Annotated in this window: 22 protein-coding genes; 8 read left to right on the top strand and 14 right to left on the bottom strand. The window is 71.3% G+C overall.

What is annotated here, in order from left to right:
- The first annotated feature begins 48 nt into the window (after nt 1–48).
- Complete coding sequence (locus ACFWY5_RS53290) at nt 49–279, top strand: hypothetical protein (protein WP_379639646.1); 231 nt, start codon at nt 49–51, stop codon at nt 277–279.
- Here the strand turns inward: ACFWY5_RS53290 and ACFWY5_RS53295 are convergent.
- On the bottom strand, nt 276–929 hold the full coding sequence (locus ACFWY5_RS53295; RefSeq protein WP_379622950.1) for a response regulator: 654 nt from the start codon (nt 927–929) through the stop codon (nt 276–278). The two genes, ACFWY5_RS53290 and ACFWY5_RS53295, sit on opposite strands and share 4 nt — an antisense overlap.
- Nucleotides 926–2,026 carry a sensor histidine kinase gene (locus ACFWY5_RS53300; RefSeq protein ID WP_379639647.1) on the bottom strand — a complete coding sequence of 367 codons (1,101 nt, stop codon included), beginning with the start codon at nt 2,024–2,026 and terminating at the stop codon, nt 926–928. Before ACFWY5_RS53300 ends, ACFWY5_RS53295 begins: the two co-directional genes overlap by 4 nt.
- A gap of 111 nt (nt 2,027–2,137) precedes the next feature.
- Here ACFWY5_RS53300 and ACFWY5_RS53305 point away from each other — a divergent pair, with 111 nt between their 5' ends.
- Complete coding sequence (locus ACFWY5_RS53305) at nt 2,138–3,127, top strand: DUF418 domain-containing protein (protein ID WP_379639648.1); 990 nt, start codon at nt 2,138–2,140, stop codon at nt 3,125–3,127.
- Between the two features lie 8 nt (nt 3,128–3,135).
- Here the strand turns inward: ACFWY5_RS53305 and ACFWY5_RS53310 are convergent, their stop codons facing one another.
- Together ACFWY5_RS53310 and ACFWY5_RS53315 are read right to left on the bottom strand one after the other, a co-directional pair.
- Complete coding sequence (locus tag ACFWY5_RS53310; RefSeq protein WP_379639649.1) at nt 3,136–3,654, bottom strand: GNAT family N-acetyltransferase; 519 nt, start codon at nt 3,652–3,654, stop codon at nt 3,136–3,138.
- A 139-nt stretch (nt 3,655–3,793) separates the two neighbouring features.
- Nucleotides 3,794–4,000: a hypothetical protein gene (locus ACFWY5_RS53315; RefSeq protein WP_379639650.1), complete on the bottom strand. Its 207-nt coding sequence runs from the start codon at nt 3,998–4,000 to the stop codon at nt 3,794–3,796.
- On the opposite strand from ACFWY5_RS53315, the gene ACFWY5_RS53320 reads away from it, so the two are divergent.
- The gene (locus ACFWY5_RS53320) at nt 3,999–4,490 is read left to right on the top strand and encodes an SMI1/KNR4 family protein (protein WP_379639651.1); all 492 of its coding nucleotides are present in this window, start codon (nt 3,999–4,001) and stop codon (nt 4,488–4,490) included. The two genes, ACFWY5_RS53315 and ACFWY5_RS53320, sit on opposite strands and share 2 nt — an antisense overlap.
- Before the next feature lie 94 nt (nt 4,491–4,584).
- Here the strand turns inward: ACFWY5_RS53320 and ACFWY5_RS53325 are convergent, their stop codons facing one another.
- The gene (locus ACFWY5_RS53325) at nt 4,585–5,181 is read right to left on the bottom strand and encodes a TetR/AcrR family transcriptional regulator (RefSeq protein ID WP_379639652.1); all 597 of its coding nucleotides are present in this window, start codon (nt 5,179–5,181) and stop codon (nt 4,585–4,587) included.
- Nucleotides 5,182–5,233: 52 nt separating this feature from the next.
- On the opposite strand from ACFWY5_RS53325, the gene ACFWY5_RS53330 reads away from it, so the two are divergent.
- Nucleotides 5,234–5,635, top strand: a complete 402-nt coding sequence (locus ACFWY5_RS53330) for a nuclear transport factor 2 family protein (protein ID WP_379639653.1) — start codon at nt 5,234–5,236, stop codon at nt 5,633–5,635.
- Between the two features lie 82 nt (nt 5,636–5,717).
- Here ACFWY5_RS53330 and ACFWY5_RS53335 read toward each other — a convergent pair whose 3' ends face one another.
- A complete protein-coding gene (locus ACFWY5_RS53335; protein ID WP_379639654.1) occupies nt 5,718–6,443 on the bottom strand; it encodes a VOC family protein in 726 nt (241 codons plus the stop codon).
- A gap of 86 nt (nt 6,444–6,529) precedes the next feature.
- Here ACFWY5_RS53335 and ACFWY5_RS53340 point away from each other — a divergent pair, with 86 nt between their 5' ends.
- Entirely contained in the window at nt 6,530–6,886 is a 357-nt protein-coding gene (locus tag ACFWY5_RS53340) for an NIPSNAP family protein (RefSeq protein ID WP_379639655.1), read from the top strand.
- On the opposite strand, the gene ACFWY5_RS53345 is transcribed toward ACFWY5_RS53340, so the two are convergent.
- The 7 genes from ACFWY5_RS53345 to ACFWY5_RS53375 all read right to left on the bottom strand — a co-directional run bounded on the left by ACFWY5_RS53345 (nt 6,868) and on the right by ACFWY5_RS53375 (nt 14,316).
- Entirely contained in the window at nt 6,868–8,118 is a 1,251-nt protein-coding gene (locus ACFWY5_RS53345; RefSeq protein ID WP_379639656.1) for a cytochrome P450, read from the bottom strand. The two genes, ACFWY5_RS53340 and ACFWY5_RS53345, sit on opposite strands and share 19 nt — an antisense overlap.
- Nucleotides 8,119–8,224: 106 nt before the next feature.
- A complete protein-coding gene (locus ACFWY5_RS53350; RefSeq protein ID WP_379639657.1) occupies nt 8,225–9,499 on the bottom strand; it encodes a cellulose binding domain-containing protein in 1,275 nt (424 codons plus the stop codon).
- Nucleotides 9,500–9,525: 26 nt separating this feature from the next.
- Complete coding sequence (locus tag ACFWY5_RS53355) at nt 9,526–10,374, bottom strand: carbohydrate ABC transporter permease (RefSeq protein ID WP_379639658.1); 849 nt, start codon at nt 10,372–10,374, stop codon at nt 9,526–9,528.
- Nucleotides 10,371–11,255, bottom strand: coding sequence for a carbohydrate ABC transporter permease (locus ACFWY5_RS53360; RefSeq protein WP_379628203.1), 885 nt, complete (start codon nt 11,253–11,255; stop codon nt 10,371–10,373). Before ACFWY5_RS53360 ends, ACFWY5_RS53355 begins: the two co-directional genes overlap by 4 nt.
- Entirely contained in the window at nt 11,252–12,649 is a 1,398-nt protein-coding gene (gene ngcE / locus ACFWY5_RS53365) for an N-acetylglucosamine/diacetylchitobiose ABC transporter substrate-binding protein (RefSeq protein ID WP_379639659.1), read from the bottom strand. The genes ACFWY5_RS53360 and ngcE overlap by 4 nt, the downstream gene beginning before the upstream one ends.
- Nucleotides 12,650–12,706: 57 nt before the next feature.
- Nucleotides 12,707–13,453 (bottom strand): sugar isomerase domain-containing protein, encoded by a 747-nt coding sequence (locus tag ACFWY5_RS53370; RefSeq protein ID WP_379639660.1) that lies wholly within the window; start codon nt 13,451–13,453, stop codon nt 12,707–12,709.
- A complete protein-coding gene (locus ACFWY5_RS53375; protein WP_379627955.1) occupies nt 13,450–14,316 on the bottom strand; it encodes a MurR/RpiR family transcriptional regulator in 867 nt (288 codons plus the stop codon). Before ACFWY5_RS53375 ends, ACFWY5_RS53370 begins: the two co-directional genes overlap by 4 nt.
- Before the next feature lie 73 nt (nt 14,317–14,389).
- Here ACFWY5_RS53375 and ACFWY5_RS53380 point away from each other — a divergent pair, with 73 nt between their 5' ends.
- Nucleotides 14,390–15,259 carry an N-acetylglucosamine kinase gene (locus tag ACFWY5_RS53380; protein ID WP_379639661.1) on the top strand — a complete coding sequence of 290 codons (870 nt, stop codon included), beginning with the start codon at nt 14,390–14,392 and terminating at the stop codon, nt 15,257–15,259.
- 162 nt (nt 15,260–15,421) lie between these two features.
- Here ACFWY5_RS53380 and ACFWY5_RS53385 read toward each other — a convergent pair whose 3' ends face one another.
- Nucleotides 15,422–16,027, bottom strand: coding sequence for a TetR/AcrR family transcriptional regulator C-terminal domain-containing protein (locus tag ACFWY5_RS53385; RefSeq protein ID WP_379639663.1), 606 nt, complete (start codon nt 16,025–16,027; stop codon nt 15,422–15,424).
- Between the two features lie 108 nt (nt 16,028–16,135).
- Between ACFWY5_RS53385 and ACFWY5_RS53390 the strand changes: the two genes are divergently transcribed.
- Entirely contained in the window at nt 16,136–17,551 is a 1,416-nt protein-coding gene (locus ACFWY5_RS53390; protein WP_379639664.1) for an APC family permease, read from the top strand.
- Nucleotides 17,527–18,216: amidohydrolase family protein (locus ACFWY5_RS53395; protein WP_379639665.1), on the top strand; the 690-nt coding region annotated here is incomplete at its 3' end. The genes ACFWY5_RS53390 and ACFWY5_RS53395, both read left to right, overlap by 25 nt.

Raw genomic sequence — 18,216 nt, forward strand, 5'->3', positions numbered from 1 at the left:
CCGCCCCTGCCGGAGGTTTGGCGCGAGCCGTCCGGGCAGATGAGCGGCATGGACGAACGAGAGCCCGAAGACCTTCCCGAAGCCGTCGGTCGGGTCAACGGCGAGAGCGACATGCGGGTCGAGCGCGCCGGCGTCGAAGTACGGGACACACCGCGCCCGATCCCGGCGGAGCCGATCGACCCCCCGCCCGATCCCGAGCGGAAGGTGCGGGAGGAGCGGCGCGAGGCCGCCGAACAGGAGAGCCGGGACGTGGAGCCCGACGCCGAGCCCACCGACTAGGAGCCGTCCATGAGGCGGCTCTCCCAGGCCCAGGCCACGATCCCGACCCGCCCGCGGACGCCGAGCTTGTCCAGGATGCCCGACACATACCCCTTGACGGTGCTCAGCGACAGGAACAGCTCATCGGCGATCTCCTGGTTGGTACGCCCCCTGGCGATCGCCCGGACGATCTCGGCCTCCCGCGCGGTCAGCGGCCGTACCGGCACCCGCGCCCCTGCCCGCGCCCCGCGTTCGGCCAGATGGCGCAGCAACCGCAGCGTGATCGACGGCGAGATGAGCGCGTCCCCCGTGTACGCGGCCCGCACCGCCTCCACGAGCAGCTTGGGACCCGCGTCCTTCAGCACGAACCCGGCGGCCCCCAGCCGCAACGCCCCGTAGACGTACTCGTCCAGGTCGAACGTGGTCACCATGACCACCCGCGTCGGCGCGCCGGCCAGCGCGCGGGCCACCCCGATCCCGTCCAGGCGGGGCATCTGGACGTCCACCAGGCACACGTCCGGCAGCGTCCGGCGCGCCTGCTCGATCGCCTCCACGCCGTCGGCGGCCTCGGCGACCACGATGATGCCGGGCTGGTCCTCCAGGATGATCCGCAGGCTGGCCCTGATCATCTCCTGGTCGTCGGCCAGCAGCACCCGGATGGGCGGCGTCATCGACGCCCGCCGGTCGGGATGACGGCGTGGACGGACCAGCCGCGGCCGGGCCGGGGCCCGGCCGCCAGCGTGCCGCCGAGCGCTTCGAGGCGCTCGCGCATCCCGATCAGCCCGTACCCGGGACGGCGGTAGCGGCGGGCGGGCGCCTGCGGCGCGTCGTCCTCGACCGCGACGGTCACCGCCCGGTCGTCCTCGCTGATGCCGACGGTGACCGCGCGCGCGTGCGGCGCGTGCCGGGCGACGTTCGTCAGCGCCTCCCGCACGATCCGGTACACGGTACTGCTCACCTCCGGCGGCCAGCCGGACGGTTCCGCGTCCATCCGCAGGTACGCCCGGCGGCCCTGGCCGGCGAAGCCCTCGATCAGCTCGCCGAGCCGTTCATGGCCCTCGCCGGCCGGGGCGGCCTCGCGCAGAAGGTCCACCACGCGCCGGGTGGCGGCCAGCGCCGCGGTGCCCGCCGACTCGATGCCGGCCAGGGAGCCGGGGGTCTTCTCCGGATGCTTGGCGGCGACGAGCTGGGCGGCCTGGGCCTGGAGCACGATGCTGGTGATGTGGTGGGCGACGACGTCGTGCAGCTCCCTGGCCAGCTCCAGGCGTTCGGCCTGCCGTACCCGCTCGGCCGCGGTGTGGCGGCGGGCGGCGAGCAGCCGGGGGGCCAGCCCGAGCAGCACGGCGGCCAGCCAGGCCAGGGCGCTCAGCGGCGGCACCGCCGAGCCGGGATCGGCGAGGAAGCCGCCCGCCACCACGGCCAGCCCGGCGGCGGCCACGGCGCCGGCCACGCGCACGGGCAGCGTCCTGACCGCGGCGCCGACGAGCACCGCGAGTGCCAGCGAGGTGGCCGGGCTGGGCTCGGCGGGCAGGGGGACGAGGCGGGTGGCGAGAACGGCGAGCGCGGCGACGGCCAGGCCCGCGAGCGCCGTCCACAGCGGGCTGAGCCCGCGCACGAGAGCGAGTACGCACACCACGACCGCCACCGCCGCCCCGAACAACCCATGACCGGGCCCCCAGCTGCCGGCGACCTGGTACGCCTGGAAGGCGACGGCCGCCGCCAGCACGGCACCGAGCCCCGCGTTCTTCAGCTGTTCGGGAACACGCACGTCGCCCAGGCTAGAAGAGGACCCCGCCGGGCTGTACCGGCCAAAGGTACGGTCCCTTTCCCTGCTTTCCGCCGATGTGGGGGCCGGTCCCGGCTCGCAGGATGAAGCCTCATGTCACAAGAAACGCTCCCCGCGACGTCCTCCGGCCGGCCGAGGGTCGCCGCGCTCGACGTGCTGCGCGGGTTCGCCCTGTGCGGCATCCTGCTCGCCAACGTCAAGCCGATCGCGCACATGGGCGGCACCGCGCCGGCCGATCCGGACAGCGGGCCTTCCCTGCTGGGGCTGCTCGTCGACCAGCGCTTCTTCCCGATCTTCTCGCTGCTGTTCGGCGTCGGGTTCTCGCTGCTGCTGGAGTCGGCGCGCCGCCACACCCCACGTCCGCGCGTCCTGCTGCTGCGGCGCCTCCTGGTCCTGGCCGCCATAGGTCTGGCGCACATGTTCCTGCTGTGGCGGGGCGACATCCTGACCATCTACGCCGTCGCCGGCCTCGTCGTACTGCTGCCCTCGACCTGGCTGCCGCGCTGGGCCGTCGCTGGGCTGGCGGCCGCCCTCATCGCGACGCCACTGATCCTCGGCAGCAACGGCGTGCCGCTGGTACCCGGGCTGTTCCTGCTGGGCTCGGCGCTGACGCGCTACGGCGTGATCGACCGGATGGAGCACGCCGTGCGCGGCCCGGCCGTCCTGTTCGTGCTCTTCGCGGCGGGGGCGGTGCCCGCCGTGTGGCTGCAGGTCGCGACCGGCTCCAACCTCTGGTTCTCCGTGGCCGGGCTGCTGACGGCGGGCGTCTACGTGTGCGGCCTGCTGCTCCTGCTGCGTACGCCGCTGCGGCCGGTGCTGCACCGGGTGTTCGCGCCGCTGGGCCGGATGGCACTGACCAACTACCTGACCGCCACCGTGCTCGTGCTGCTGGCCACCCTCGTGCTCGGGGGGTCGCCGGACGCGTGGTCATCGGGGATGGTCGTGCTGATCGCGGGAGCCGTACTCGTGCCCCAGTGGGTGGTGTCCACGTTGTGGCTGCGGCGCTTCCGGCAGGGGCCGCTCGAATGGCTCTGGCGATGGGCCACCTGGGCCCGCCGCCCGGCCCTGCACCGCACCCCGTGACCGGCTCGTCAGAGGGCGGGGCCGGGGAGGGCTCGATCGAACTCCATCAGGGCGACCGGAGGGCCCTCGCCGAAGTCGTGGTCGTGCCGCCTGCCGGTCTCGGCGAAGCCGTGCTTGCCGTAGAAGCGGCGTGCCTGAGCCGAATCCCGGAGCGTCCACAGATGCACCCGGTCGTAGCCGGCCTCCCGCAGCCGGTCCAAGGTGGCGGTCAGCAGGGCCGCCGCCAAGCCGCTGCCCCAGACGTCCGGGTGGGCGAAGAAGGTGTGGATCTCCGCCAGTCCTGGGCTGGAGGAGGCGCCGAAGCGGGAAAAGGCTCCTGCCCGGTCGTCCAGGAGCGCGAGCAGGATCGGATCCCCGCCCTCGGCCACGATGGTGTGCCACTTGACGCGCCGCTCCTCGATCCCGGCGGCGGCGACTTTCGGCGTGCACAACGGGCCGTGCGAGATGCCCCAGGAGACGGCGTGAATCTCACCGAGAACGTCACCGTCGCCGGGCCCCGCCTCGCGAATCGTGATCATGCTGTGCATGGGATCGACCCTATGCCGTGGCCTCGGGGGACACGTCCTCGGGTGGGCTGCTCAGGCACGGTGTTCACGAATCGTGCTGGGCCGCGGGCGGCCGGCTCGTCGAGGACGTGCCAGTGGGTGGTGGCCTGCCGCCCGGCGATCAGCCCGGCGGCGCCCAGCAGGAACGATCCGGTGCCACATCGGGGCTGGGCACGTCGGGGAAGGAGGTGGTCGCGGTGAGGCTCAGGTCTCTCACACCCCCGTCAAGTCGGCCCGAAGCGTGCCCCGAGATCGCGGGCCGGGCGACGACCAGCGGCTCGACCGGCAGGCCGAAACCGTCGGTGGCGGCTGCCAGGATGGCCGCCATGACCGACGATCTGCTCCGGCGGGTGATCGCCAAGGCGTCCGAAGAGGACCTGCCGCCCACCGTGACCGCCGACGAGCTCGGGCAGGCCGAGCGTGAGCTGGGCTTCCCGCTGCCACCCCTGCTGCGGCGCCTCTACCTGGAGGTGGCCGACGGCGGGTTCGGGCCCGACTACCAGCTGCTCTCCCTGCGCGAGGCCGTCGCGGCCCGCGAGGAGGAACGATGGCCGGCGGGCGTCCTGCCCGTGCTGGACTGGGGGTGCGGGATGTACGCGGCGATCGACTGCGAGCACGCGCGCGCCACGGTGCTGCTGTACGAGCCGAACGGGCTGAGCAGTGACGATGACGAGCATCTCGCCTGGTACGTCGACGCCGACGACCTGACCGGCTGGCTGGAGACCTGGCTGGCGGAGACGGGCTGGTACGAGGAGGACGCGGAGGAGACCGCCGAGATGCCGCACTGGACCCTCGCCCGGGAGCGCCTGACCCGGTAATCGCTACTCGCCGCCGCGAGCCAGGCCGCCACGCGTCGGGCCGTCGCGCGCCGGGGTGTCCGCGAAGCGGCCCAGCGTCTGAGCCGGTGAGCCGCTACTCGCCGCCACGCGCCAGGGTGCCATCGAAGCTGTCGCGCGCTGGGGTGCTCGCGAAGCCGTGGTGCATGATGCGGAGGAGTTCGCGTGCGTGTTCCGCGCCGGTGGCGGCGATGGCGGCGGCGCTGGTCAGGGTGAGCAGGTCGGTAGCGGTGAGGGCGGCGTTCACCTCGCCGGACCGCTGGGCTCGGGTGAGGAGCTTCTGGGCGGTCGCCCGCATGGAGCTGTGCCACCGGTCGAACAGCTCGGTGCGGCGCTCGGTGTCCGTTCCCGCCAGGGCCGGCGCGCGTTTGGTGGCGACGTGGGTGACGAAGGCGTCCAGCCAGGTGAACAGTGCCTGCGCCGCCGGTTCGGTACCGAGCAGTGTGGCGCCCTGCTCCTCCAGCGCGGTGACCTCGCTCGCGTACACCGCCACGATCAGGTCCTGACGGGTGGGGAAGTGGCGGTAGAGGGTCGCGTTGCCCACGCCCGCCCGGCGGGCCACCTCGTCCAGCGCGACGTCGGGCCCGCGCTCGTCGAAGAGCTCCCGCGCCGCCGCGAGCAGCGCCTGGGCACTCCTGGCCGCGTCCGCTCTGCGTGGCCGTCCGGCCGCCATCCGATGCTCCTCGGTTGCTAAATGGGGAGTTCCCCGTTTACCGTAGCGCATCATGACACTCACCTACGAGGACCGCGTCGCCATCACCGACCTGATCGCGATGCACGGGCACCTGTGCGACAGCGGAGAGCTCGATCGCCTGGACGAGGTGTTCACCGCCGACGTGCTCTATGACGTGACCGACTTCGGGCAGGAGGTCCTGAGAGGGGTGGCGGCCTGCGCCGACGCCGGGCGCGCGCTGGGGGAGCTGAACCCGGTCGGGCATCACGTCACGAACATCGTCCTGAACGAGGAGGCCGATGGGCGGGTGCGTGCTCGTTCCAAGGGCATCGGGGTCAACGCCGACGGCACCAGCGGGAGCGTCATCTACGAGGACACCGTCCTGCGGCTGGGCCAGGGCTGGCGGATCAGCCGCAGGAAGGTGATCGCGCGGCGCGTTCCTCTCGGCGGTTGACGCGAAATATCCGGACCTGACGCTGGTCCAGGGCTCCCATCCGGGTCGCTCGGTCGAGCCCCGGCTTCCGGCAGCGGAACCGTCAGGTTCGCAGGACGGCGGCGAGGTCGTTGAGGCTGGTGAGGGTGTCGGCCATCGTGTCCTGGTCGGCTTCGGTGAGGGGGATCTGCCGGGCCTTGGTGAGGAACTCACGGGCGGCGGGGTGGTCGTCGGCCCGGGCGGCCAGTTCGGCGCGGTAGGCCAGGGCTTCCAGGAGTTCCTTCGGCGTCGCGGTGTCCTGGTCGCGGCGCAGGGCGGTGTCCAGGATGCGGGCGGCCTGGTCGTGATTGCCGTGGGAGTCGCCCATGACCACGGCGTTGCGTATGGAGGCGGCCAGCTTGGTCAGCGGCGGGTCCGTGTCCGCGGCGCCGGTGTCGGCCTGGGCGGCCATGAATCTGATCCAGTTGCCGCCGGGGTCGATCACCGTGAATCCGGAATGGTTGTCGGCGTTCTTCCGCTTGCGCGGGCGGGTCATCCTGGGGATGCCGGAGACCAGCAGCTTGCCGTACGTCGCGCGCATCCCCTCGGCGAAGGCGCCGAACAGTTCCCCGGTGTCGGGCACCACCACGACGCAACTCCCGTAGGAGTCTTCCGGGATGAAGTCCGGCATGCCGAAGAATCCGATCTCGATGTCGTCGCGCTTCAGCGTCACGTACGGGTTCGGGCGGGTCTGACGGTAGGTCTTGGTGAAGCCCAGCATCTCGTAGAACTCGGCGATCTCGTCGATGGAACGGCAGGGCAGCAGCGGCACGGTCTTTTCACCGGTCATGCCGAGCACTCTACTAGACAAATTTGACTAATGACGGACCCGGGCGCGAGATGATGTTCCTTGTTCGTACCGTGACAAGGAGCATCATGTCGGTTCTCGAATTCCGGACCTACCGCCTCAAGCCCGGCACCCGTGCCGACTTCGTCCATGCGATGGCGACGCTGGCCGTACCTCTGCTGCGCCAGTACGGCATCGACGTCGTGGACAGCGGGGCGTCGCTGGTGGATGAGGACGGCCACGAGGAGGCCTACCTCATCCGGGCCTTCGCCTCGCTTGAGGCGCATCGCGAGCAGGAGGAGGAGTTCTACGGCAGTGACGCCTGGCTGAAGGGTCCCCGGGAGGAGATCGTCTCGCGGATCGAGAGCTACCACTCCATCGTGATCGAGGTGCCGGAGGAAGCCGTTGAGGCGTTGCGCCGTGGCGGTCAGCTCTTCAGGCGGTAGCGGATCGGCAGGTGCTTCAGGCCGCCCACGAAGGTGGTCGACATCCACTCGGGTGTTCCGGCGAGTTCGATCGAGGCGAGGCGGGGCAGGAGCTCGGCGAACAGGGCCCGGGTCTCCATGCGGGCCAGGGCCGCGCCGAGGCAGTAGTGGACGCCGAACCCGAAGGCGAGGTGCTTGTTGGGGTCGCGGCCGACGTCGAAGCGGAACGGGTCGGTGAAGACGTCCTCGTCGCGGTTGGCCGAGGGGTAGGACAGGAGCACCGACTCGCCCGCCTTGACAGCCACGCCGTTCACCCGGGTGTCGGCGGCGGCCGTGCGCATGAACTCCTTGACCGGCGTCACCCAGCGGATCATCTCCTCGACCGCGGCCGGCAGCAGGGCGGGATCGTCGCGCAGCCGGGCCAGCTCGGCGGGGTGCTCAATGAGCGCGTGCAGGCCGCCGCTGATCGTGGAGCTGGTGGTGTCGTGGCCGGCGGTGGCGATGATGACGTAGTAGGAGGCGGCGTCGTAGTCGGACAGGAGCTCGCCGTCGACGCGGGCGTTGGCGATGGCCGAGGCGAGGTCGTCGGTGGGGGTGTCCCTGCGCGCGGCGGTCAGGCCGTGGAAGTAGGTGAAGAAGTCGAGCAGCGTCGCCATGATGTCCTCAGTGGTGTCGCCCCGCTGGAACTCCTTGTCGGTGCCGCCGAACAACTGCTGGGTGAGCTTGAGCATCCGGGGGAAGTCCGACTCCGGCAGGCCGAGCAGCGAGAGGATCACATACAGCGGGTACTGCGTGGCGACCTGGGTGGCGAAGTCGCATTCTCCGCCGTACTCGCTCATCCGGTCCACGTACTGCCGGGCCAGCTCCCGCACCCGCTGCTCCATCGCGCGCATGGCCCTGGGCTTGAACCAGTCGGCGCCGATCGCGCGGGTCACCCGGTGCTGCGGGTCGTCCATGTGGATCAGCGTCCGCAGGGCGGTGCCCTCGGCCCGGCTCTGAGCCATCCGGGCGTCCGTCTCGGCCTTGGCCAGCACCGGCCGGGGCGCGTTGCGGAAGACGGGATGATTGCGTTCGATCTCCATGATGTCGGCGTGGCGGGTCACGGCCCAGAACGGCTGGTATCCCTCCGCCTCCACCCAGTGCACCGGATCGTCGCGGCGCAGCAGGCTGAGCGCCCGGTGCAGCCGGGCCTCGTCGGCGTAGGCCGACGGGTCGGCGAGGGTCAGTCCCGCCTCGGTCAGAGTCATCGTCATGGGGGAGATCCTTGGTGTGGGGCGGAAACGGCCTCACACTACGATCTTCCACCGGTACGCGCACGGGCAAGGCCGGCCCGGCCCCGGGAGGCCGGGCCGGTTCAGGTCAGATGGTGTCCTGCCAGGTGACGCCGCCCGCGCGGTAGCCGGCGACCCGGCTGTTCACCTCGGCGGGGGAGACGACCTCGTTCTTGGCGTGGTAGACCCAGTCGACCTGCTGGATCCAGGTGCGCATCGGCCCGGTCTGGCCGGCCGAGATGAACCACTCGTTGAAGTTGATCGACATAGGAGTCTCGGGATAGTACTTGCCGCCGTGCTCGGCGGCGAGCCGGCCGTCGATGTAGTAGCGGATCGTGCCGCCGGAGACCTGGACGACCAGGTCGTGCCAGCCGGCGTGGCTGGAGTTGACGAACGTCGAGGTGTTGTCGGCCAGCCACGGGTCGGGCTGGTAGGTCTCCCAGCTCGTCATGTACATGAGCGGGCCGGTCAGGCCCCACCCGCCGTTGGGCAGGTACTCGAAGTCCAGTTCGCCGTAGTCCGGGTCCATCGGCGCGTCCAGCGGGGTGATGGTGAAGAACGTCTGCACCGTCTCGTCCCCGTCGGCGCCCGTGGTGGGGGCGTCGCTGAACCTCACCCGGGCGGCGTAGGTGCCCTCGAAGAACTTGCGCTGGTGCAGCATCTCCGACTGGGTGACGTTCACGCCGTCGTTGGTCGCCTTCAGCTGCATCACCTTGGCGCCGTCGGCCGTCGGGAAGGTCACGTTCCCCTTCGGCCAGGTGGCTCCCGGCACGCCCGGCCCGCCGGGGTTGGTGCGGACCGTCCAGTTACGCGCGGCGATGAGCGGGTCGTCGGCGCTGGTGTACGCGAAGTCGTCGAACAGCACGCCCGCGGGCCCGGTCGTGGGCGGGTCGCCCCACAGCCGCGTGCCGGCCAGGTGGACGGTGGCCTTCGGCCAGTCGGTGTAGGCCGGCACGGCGCCGAAGGAGTAGTCGTCGCTCTGGCTGAACGACTGCCAGTCGGCCCGGTGGAAGCGCACCTCCAGCTGGGTCTGGGCGCCCGCGCCCAGCGTCCCGCCGCGGAAGCCCACCTCCAGGTAGCCGTTGCCGAACGTGCCGGTGACCTGCGAGCATCCTGCCCGCGCCCACGAGCAGGCGAAGACGTGGGGTCCCGAGCCGGTGAAGTAGTAGCGGATCTTCAGGTCGCGCAGCCGGAGCGTCGTCGTGCCCGTGTTGACGAGGTTGAACAGGGGCTCCGCCTGCGGTGCGGCGGGCTGGGGCGCGGTCGTGTAGTACTGCAGGCGCACCGCCGGAGCGGCCGTGGCCCGCGCGGGCACGGCCAGCGTGCCCAGCACGGCCAGGGCCACGAGTAAGTGCTTCATCATGGGGGGTTTCTCCTCACCTGTTGGTGCTAACGGACGGCTCCGGCGGTGAGGCCGGAGGTGATACGGCGCTGGAAGACCACGTACGCGGCCAGCACCGGCAGCATCGAGATCGTGAGCCCGGCGAACAGCCCGCTCCAGTCGCTGGCGTAGCCCTGCCGTACGGCCAGCACCGCCAGCCCCTGCGCCAGGACGAACTCGGACTCCTCCGGATTGAGCGCGAGCGGCAGCAGGTACTGGTTCCAGAGGCCGAGGAAGTTGAAGATGCCGACGCTGATGAGGCCGGGCTTGGCCATGGGCAGCATGACCCGGAAGAACACGCCGGAGTGGGAGCAGCCGTCGAGGAAGGCGGCTTCGGCGACGGAGGTGGGCAGCGTGCGGAAGAAGGAGGTCAGGAAGAAGACGGTGAACGGCAGCGCGTACGCGGTGTAGACGAGGATCAGCCCGAGCGGGGTGCCGAGCAGGCCCAGGGAGCGCACGACGAAGAAGAGCGGGACGAGGGCGAGGAAGAGGGGGAAGGCCATCCCGGCGATGAACAGGTAGTAGAGGAGCCGCGAACCGGGGAAGCGGTAACGGGCCAGGACGTAGGCCACCATCGCCCCGAACAACATGGTGAGAACCACCGCGCTCCCCACCACAACCGCCGAGTTCAGGAAATATCGGCCAATGGAGGCTTCTGTCCATGCCCGAACCCAGTTCTCCCCATGCAACCGGTCCGGCAGGCTCCACGGGCTGGTCAGGATGTCCCGGTCGGCCTTGAACGAGCTCATCACCGCCCACACCAGCGGCAGCGTGACGATGACGCCCCAGCCCACGAGGGCCAGGTGCAGCAACGAGCTCCACGGGCGCGGCCGCCGTACCCGATGAGAGAGGGTCATGCCATCTCCACCCGATCGCGGCGCGAACCACGCAGCACGAGCACGGCGAGCGCCAGGGTGAGGAAGAACAGCGCGACCCCGAGCGCGGAGGCGTAGCCGAACTTCCCGTAGGTGAAGGCGTTGCGGTACAGGGTGAGGCCGAGCACCTCGGTGGCGTTGTCGGGGCCGCCGGGACCGACGGTCATGATCTGCACGATGGCGAAGCCGTCGAGGGCGGCCATGCCCAGATAGATGAAGGCGACCTGGACGTTCTCCCAGACCAGCGGCAGTACGACGCGGGTCAGGCGGGTGAGCGCGGAGGCGCCGTCGATGGCGGCGGCCTCCAGGATCTCCCGGGGGATCGACTCCATCGCGGCGCAGAACAACACCACGTAGAAGCCGGCCGCGCTCCACACGACCACCGCCATGACCGCCCACAGCGCGAGCGACGGGTCGCCGAGCCAGGAGCGTCCCTCGATGCCCAGCAGGTTCAGGACCCCGTTGAGCAGCCCGGAGTTCGGGGTGTAGACGAACTGGAACAGGACCCCGACCACGGCGACCGACAGCAGTTGCGGGAAGAAGTAGACGACGCGGTAGACCCCCGCGCCCCGCCGGCGGCCGAGGCTGAGCGCCGCGGCCAGGAACAGCGCGAGCACCACGGTGGCGATCGGCACCACCAGCAGCATGAGAGCGTTGTTCTTCAGCGCCGCCAGCACCTGCGGATCGTCCAGCAGCCGGGCGAAGTTGTCCGCCCCGACGAACTCCGCCCGTGCCGAGACCCCGCGCCAGTCGGTCAGCGCCAGGTAGAACGCCTGCGCGTAGGGCGAGAGCACGAGCACCGCGTACAGCGTCAGCGGCAGGACGAGGAACCCCGCGATGAACGGCAGCCGGCGGTGCCTCATCGCTCGTACTTGGTGATCGAGGCGTCCGCGGCCACCTGGTCGGCGGCCTTCTGCACGCGATCCGTCCACTGCGCGGCGCTGACCCGGCCGTTGAGCAGCTCTCCCGTCGAGTCGTGTACGGCTTTCGCCAGCGGCGCGTACCAGCCGGGAAAGCGGTAGGACAGCACGTGCTCGCCCGCCGCCGCGACCAGTTCGCCCACCGACTTCAGCCCGCTGGACAGCGGGAGCCCCTCCAGCGCGTCCTTGCGCACCGGCATGGCGCTGGCGGTCGTGGCGAAGTTGGCCGCGCTCTCCTTCGCCAGCATGAGGCGCAGGAACTCCAGCCCGCCCGCGGTGTTCTTGCCCTGCGCGGGGACGATGAACGGCTCGCTGCCCGCGGCCTGGATGGCGGTGCCGGGCAGCTTGTCGCCGTCCGAGAGCCGGGGCGTGGGCCCGGCGACCATGTCGAAGCCGGCGGGGGTGACCTTGGCCTGTTCGGCCTCCAGCCAGGAGCCGCAGGGGAGGAAGACGGCCTTGCCCTGGCACCAGGCGGTCTGCGCCTCGGTGTGCGACAGCGCTTCCGAGCCCTTCATGATGTGCCCGCGCCCGGCCAGCTCGGCGAAGGCCTCGACGACGTCCTTGACGCTGCCGGCCCGCCAGGCGCCGGGCTCCAGGTTGTCGATGGCGGCGACCTGCTCCATGCCGCCGGCCTTGGCGACCATGGTGAGCAGCGGGTCGTTCATGTACTCGGGGTACTTGCCCTGATAGGTCCAGGGGGCCAGGCCCGCCTTCTTGATCTCGTCGCCGAGCGTCAGCATCTCGGCCCAGGTCGCCGGGTAGGTCCAGCCGTGCTTGGCGAACAGTGAGGAGCTGTACCACAGGCCCCAGACGGTATAGGCGTAGTTGAGCACGTACGGCACGCCGCCGAAGCTGCCCGCCTCGACGATGCCGGGCACCAGGGTGTCGCGCACCTTGACGGCCGGATCGTCGGCCGAGGGCGCGTCGAGTAACTTCTCCAGCGACAGAAGCTGCTTGTCGGCGACGAGCGAGGCGACGTCCAGCGCGCCGGCGCCGGAGTTGTCGATCACGTCGGGCGGGTCGCCGGCCACCATGCGCGGCTGCATGGCCTGGCCGACGCCCTGGATGCCGGCGTGCGTGATCTTCGCCCCTGGATGGCGCTTGGTGTAGAGCGACTCGGCGAACTTCGCCCAGTCGTCGCCGAATCCGCCCTTGAAGATGACGACGTCCAGCGGGTCCTTGGCGGCGACGCCGAGCGGGTTGGCGGCGCTGGTGGGCCCGGCGGCGGCCGGGGCGGAGGCCACGGGCGCGCCGCCGCCGGTGGCGCAGGCGGCGACGACCGGGGTGAGGGCGAGCAGGCCGAGGAATCCGCGGCGCGTGGGGGTGTTTTCAGGCATGACGAAGACAGCTTTCGGCTAAGAGACTGGTCCTTGTGCTGGGGGTTGCGAGGGAGTTCAGGAGCCGCGGCGGATCCGGCCCGCGTAGAGCGCTTCGAGGCGCAGGTTGTGCTCGTCGCCCTCCGGCACGTTGGCCGACAGGTAGATCGGCGGGGCCTTGCCCGCCTCCAGCTGGTCGCGGACGACCCGCGTGACGACGAGCTGGGCGAGCAGGGCCGAGGTGATCGTGGAGACCGCGCCGACCGCGCCGCCGTCCGGAAGGGGGAGTACGGCGTCGCCGTACGGTGCCATGTTGTCGAGCACCACGTCGGCCAGGTCGCACAACCGGGCGCCCGAGGGATGGCGGGAGGCGACGGCGGTGCTGTGGGCCAGGGAGGTGATGGCGATCAGGTCGTGACCGCGCTTCTTGACGGCCTGGGCCAGCTCCACCACGACGCCGTTGACGCCGGAGTTGGAGATGACCACGAACAGGTCCGGCTCGCCGATCGGGGCGGCGGCCAGGATGCGGTGCGCGACCTCGGGGTCGCGTTCGAGGTCGTAGCGGGTGAGTTCGGCGCGGTCGGCTCCGCCGTACAGGACGATGTCGCGCAGGGCGAGCCGGTTGGTGGGCACGAGGCCGCCCGCGCGGCCGGCGATCTCCATGGCGACCGCTTCCGAGTGGCCGGAGCCGAAGGCCTGGATCACGCCCCCGTTGTCGAGACATCTGCCGATAAGGCGGGCGGCTTGCCCGATCTCGCCGGCGTGGGTCCGCGGAATGGTCCTGACCAGGTCGGCCACATGGTCTGCGTAGGTGTCGGGGTTCATTGCCCTCCGTCTAGGCGGTGTCCGGTGACGGCGCGTACCGTCAGGTCGAACGCCTCCTTGGTGCGCTCGTAGGTGCGCTGCGCGACCGCGACGTAGACCACGTCGAGGACGAGCAGCTGGGAGTGGATCGCGGCGAACCCGTCGCTGCGGAAGGTCGTCTCCCGCGCCGCCGTCGTGAGGACCAGTTCGGCCACCTCGGCCAGCGGGGAGCTCGGATGCGAGGTGACCGCCACGGTGATCGCGCCGTGGCTCGCCGCCTCGGCGAGCACCTCGATGACCTCCCTGGTCCTGCCGCTGTGCGAGATGCCGATCGCCACGTCGCCGTCGCCCAGCAGCGCGGCGTCGGTCAGCGCGCTGTGCGCGTCCGACCTGCTCCAGGTGGGGACGCGGATGCGCTGGAGGCGGTACTCCATCTCACCGGCGACCGCCGCGCTGCTGGCCACGCCGAACAGCAGCACCCGGCCGGCGTTCTTGATGACGTTCGCCACCTTCTCCACCGTGGCCAGGTCGAGCTGGGCGGCGGTCTCCTGGATCAGCCGGATGTCGCTGTTGGAGACCACGCCCAGCACCTTGTCCAGGCCGTCGGCGGGCAGGATCTCCTGCCCTATGTCGGTGTCCCAATGCTGCTGGGCGGCCCGGCCGGTCTGGCTGGCGATCGTGACCCGGAGTTCGGCGTAGCCGCTGAAGCCCAGCGCCCGGCAGAACCGGGTGATCGTGGCCGTGGACGTGCCGCTGCGCTCGGCCAGATCCACGATGGTCATCCTGGCTGTCTCCGCCGGGTCGTCCAGGATCACCTCCGCGACCTTGCGCAGCGCTTCGGGCATCTCGCCCTGCTCGGCCCGGATCCGGGGCAGTAGTTCCACGTCGTCCTCCTTGATGGTGAAAATTATGCTCACCATCTGGTGTCGTCAAGGGTTTAGGCCGATAATTCTTGACATGAGTTTAGTTCTCGGCGTGGACGCCGGAGGGACGTCGTCGCGCGCGGTCGTCGCCACCCTGGACGGGCAGGTGCTGGGGCGGGGGCGGGCCGGATGCGGCAACCCGGCCGCCTGCCCGCCCGGAGAGGCTTTTCGCCAGGTGGGCAAGGCCATCGAGGAGGCGTTGGCGACGGCCGGGCCCGGCGGGGTCCGGGCGGCGGTGATCGGTCTGGCGGGCATCGAGGGGCTGCCCGAGGGGCTTGCCGCGCACTTCCCGGTGGCGCCGCGGGTGGTCGGGGACGTGGTCGTGGCCTTCGCCGCGGGCACACCCGCGGCCTCCGGAACCGTGCTGATCTCCGGCACGGGGGCGATCGCGGCGAAAATTATTGACCACGAGATCGCGGCGACGGCCGACGGGCACGGCTGGCAGCTCGGGGACGAGGGCTCCGGGTTCTGGATCGGGCGGCAGGCGGCCCGCTCGGCCGTCCGCGGGACACCGGGCCCGCTCACCGCGTCGGTGCTCGGGCACCTTGGCGTCCGCGAGCCGGAGATGGTGGCGGTGGCCGTCCAGGCGGCCGCGCCGCTGGCGCTGGCCGAACTGGCGCCCCTGGTCAGCCGGGCGGCCGGTGAGGGCGATCCGGCGGCGGTGAAGATCGTCGAGCGGGCGGCCGGGTTGCTGGTGCGGACCTTCCGCGAGGTGCACGTGCCCGGCACGCCCGTGGTGCTGGCCGGGAGCGTGCTGACGAGCGAGGGTCCGGTACGGCGGGCCGTACGGGATCTGCTGCCGGACTGCGCGCCGCTGGTCGCCGGGCGGGGCGAGGACGCCGCGGCCTGGCTGGCGGCACGCGCACTCGCACCCGCAACACCCCACCGGGACTTCCTCCCATAATGACCCCCACGCACCCTGCGGCCCGCCCCGGCAGGACCGCGTGGGGCGGCTGGCCCATGTGGAGCGGTATCGGCGTCCACGGGTCGGGGACCTCCTCGGCGTGGAGGCCGGCCGAAGGGCGTGGGGCCGGCCGAAGGGCGTGGGGGCCGGTCGAAGGAGATGTCAGCGGCTCGCCACGGTCCTGAAGTGGGCCAGGCAGGCGGCCAGGGCCAGTTCGAAGGCGTCGTCGGCGCGCGACGGCGGGGCGGCGGCCATCGCCTGGGACAGGGCGGGGGCGTCGTTCTGGCCGGACAGGTCCCAGATCGGGTCCGGCGCGGCCAGGTCGAGAGCCGAGCCGAAGATCAGGTTCTCCACCGCGGTGATCATGGTCAGGACGTCCCGGAGGGCGAACCCGGCCTCGTTCAGCATCCGTACGGCCTGCTCGTACTGCCCCAGCACCCGCGGCGTCCGCACCGGCGTCGCCAGAAGCAGCGGGATGGCGCGCGGGTGCGCGGCGAAGGCGGCGCGGTAGGAACGCGCCCAGCCGGCCAGCGCCTTGTCCCAGGGCGGGACGTCGAGCATGGAGGAGTCGATCCGGTAGGAGACGTGCTCGCGGATCAGCTCGATGACGCCCTCGCGCCCGTCGACGTGGTGGTAGAGCGAGCCGGTCTGCACGCCGAGCCGCCGCGCGATCTGCGGCAGGCTGACCTCGCCCTGCTCGTCGACCAGGGCCAGCGCGGCGGTGGTGATGCGTTCGCGGTCAAGGAGTGGTGTCCGAGGCCGGCCCATGTGTCGTTCTCCCCGTTACGTCTTCTCAAGCGTGCCCTCAGAGGCTACATTGCCAAAATCAAAACGCTTTAGGTTTTTGGTGCTGGTGCCTAGAAGGGCGTAACCGCCATGCCTCTCAGATCCGACTCGCTCGGCAGCGTCGACATCTCCTTCTTCGTCATCTCCGCCGCCGCGCCGCTCACCGTCATGGCGGGGGTCTCGCCCATCGCGATCATGCTCGGCGGCATCGGGGCTCCCGCCGGCTACCTGGTCGCGGGTCTCGTCCTGGCGATCTTCGCGATCGGCTTCACCACGATGAGCAGGCACGTACGCGGCGGCGGCGCCTTCTACGCGTTCATCACCCACGGGCTGGGCCGCCCGGCCGGAGCCGGCGGCGCGCTGGTGGCCATGGTCGGCTACAACGCCATGGAGATCGGCGTGTACGGCCTGCTCGGCAGCGCCACCGCCGGCACGCTGAAGAGCCTGCTGGGCATCGACGTGCCCTGGGTCGTCATCGCCGTGGCCGGGCTGCTGATCACCTACTACGGCGGCTACCGCTCGATCACCTTCGGCGCCAAGGTCCTGGGCGTCCTGCTCGTCGCCGAGACCGCGATCCTGCTGCTCCTGGCCGGCGGGGTGCTGCTGAAGGGCACGCTGAGCCTGGACTCCTTCGCCCCGGTCAACGTGACGGCGCCGGGCATGATCGCCGTCCTGGCGTTCGCGTTCGGCGCGTTCACCGGGTTCGAGTCGACCGTGATCTACCGGCGCGAGGCCCGCGACCCCGGCCGCACGATCCCGCGCGCCACCTACGTCGCGCTGGCCTTCCTCGGCTTCTTCTACGCGTTCATCGTCTGGATCGTGATCCAGGCCTTCGGCGGCGCCGCCATCGTGAAGGCCGCCGCGGACGACCCGGCCGGGCTCTTCTTCGGCGCGATCACCGCCTACGTGGGCGGCTGGGCCGCCGACCTCATGCACATCCTGATCGTGACCAGCATCTTCGCCTCGCTGCTCGCCTTCCACAACGCGATCAACCGCTACACCCTGTCGCTGGCCGAGGAGCGGGTGCTCCCGTCCGTGCTCGGCCGGATCCATCCCCGCCACCAGTCCCCGTACGTCGCGGGCATCGCCCAGACCGCGCTCGGCCTGGTCGTCGTGCTCGCCTTCTGGCTGGCCGGCGCCGACCCGTACACCCACCTGCTGCTCTGGGTGAACACGCTGGGCATGATGAGCCTGGTGACGCTGATGCTGCTGGCGGCCATCGCCGTACCGTTCTACTTCGGCAGGGACCGGCGGGGGGAGGGCCTCGTGCGCACGCTCGTCGCGCCCGTCGCCGCCGCGGTCCTGCTCGCCGGGGCGCTCGGCCTGATCGTCACCAAGATCTCCCTGTTCACCGGCGGCGCCGTCGCGGTGAACACGGTCATCCTCACCCTCATCCCCGCGGTCTTCGCCATCGGAACAGGGCTGGCGCTCTGGCTCAGAAGGCACCGCGCGGAGGTCTACCAGAACTTCGGGAGTGAACCGTGCCCACAGCCGACCTCGTCCTGATCGGCGCCCGCGTCCGTACCCTCGACCCGGCCCGGCCGCGCGCCACCGCGCTCGCCGTCAAGGGCGGCCTGATCGCCGCCGTCGGCGACGACAGCGACGCGCGGGACTGGCGGGGGAACGGCACCCGCGTCGTGGACCTGGCGGGAGCGACCCTGGTGCCCGGCCTGACCGACGCGCACGCCCATCCGCTGTGGGGCCTGGACCTGGCCACCGGCACCGATCTGTCCGGAGTCACCGACCTCGGCGGGCTGCGCGCCGCCCTCCGCGCGGCGCCGCGGGTGGACGGGTGGGTGCTCGGCTACGGGCTCGACCACAACGTGTTCGGCGGCCGGGCGCTCCACCACGACCTGATCGAGGAGGCGGTGTCCGGCGCCCCCGCGCACCTGCGGCTCTACGACGCGCACTCCGTCCTGGTCAGCGGGGCCGCGCTGGAGCGGGCGGGCATCGACGGGCCGCGTGTGTTCGCCCAGCGCGCCGCCGTGGTCTGCGACGCCGGCGGCCGCCCGACCGGCCATCTCGTGGAACACGCCGCGATGGATCTGATGAAGCCGCTGCTGCCCGTCACGCCGCCGGCCGTACGGGCGGAACGCCTGCTGGAACTCCTGTCCGGCATGGCCGCGACCGGCCTGACCGGCGCCCACGTCATGGACGTGGGCGCCGACGAC

This window comes from Nonomuraea sp. NPDC059007 (assembly GCF_042740555.1).
Classification (GTDB): Bacteria; Actinomycetota; Actinomycetes; order Streptosporangiales; family Streptosporangiaceae; genus Nonomuraea.